This is a genomic window from Chryseobacterium sp. SIMBA_028, assembly GCF_046535285.1.
GTDB lineage: Bacteria > Bacteroidota > Bacteroidia > Flavobacteriales > Weeksellaceae > Chryseobacterium.
Genome location: NZ_JAWRWZ010000042.1, coordinates 1 through 946 on the forward strand (window position 1 = coordinate 1; position 946 = coordinate 946).

Annotated in this window: 1 rRNA gene; it reads left to right on the forward strand. The window is 52.6% G+C overall.

The annotated features are described in order from the left end of the window. Nucleotides 1-946 (forward strand): 23S ribosomal RNA (locus SCA31_RS22410); the annotation flags it as partial.

Below are 946 nucleotides of genomic sequence, written 5' to 3' on the forward strand. Positions count from 1 at the left end.
CGGCGTGCCTTTTGCATAATGAGCCTACGAGTTAATTTTACTAGCGAGGTTAAGGTATTAAGTACCGGAGCCGCAGCGAAAGCGAGTCTGAATAGGGCGAATTGAGTACGTGGTCGTAGACCCGAAACCAGGTGATCTATCCATGGCCAGGATGAAGGTGCGGTAACACGTACTGGAGGTCCGAACCCACTAACGTTGAAAAGTTAGGGGATGAGCTGTGGATAGGGGTGAAAGGCTAAACAAACTTGGAAATAGCTGGGTCTCTCCGAAAACTATTTAGGTAGTGCCTCGTGTCTCACCTTCGGGGGTAGAGCACTGTCATGGTTGATGGGTCCATTGCGGATTACGTCGCCATAGCAAACTCCGAATACCGAAGAGTGCAATCACGGGAGACAGACATCGGGTGCTAACGTCCGGTGTCAAGAGGGAAACAACCCAGACCGCCAGCTAAGGTCCCCAAATATGGCTAAGTGGGAAACGAAGTGGGAAGGCTAAAACAGTCAGGAGGTTGGCTTAGAAGCAGCCACCCTTTAAAGAAAGCGTAATAGCTCACTGATCGAGTCGTCCTGCGCGGAAGATGTAACGGGGCTAAGCCATATACCGAAGCTGCGGATGCACATTTATGTGCATGGTAGGAGAGCGTTCTGTAAGCCTGCGAAGGTGCGTTGAAAAGCGTGCTGGAGGTATCAGAAGTGCGAATGCTGACATGAGTAGCGATAAAGGGGGTGAAAGGCCCCCTCGCCGTAAGCCCAAGGTTTCCTACGCAACGTTCATCGGCGTAGGGTGAGTCGGCCCCTAAGGCGAGGCAGAAATGCGTAGCTGATGGGAAGCAGGTCAATATTCCTGCACCATTGTTGAATGCGATGGGGGGACGGATCGCGGAAGGTTGTCCGGGTGTTGGAAGTCCCGGTCCTTGCATTGGAGAAGGCGCTTTGGCAAATCCGGG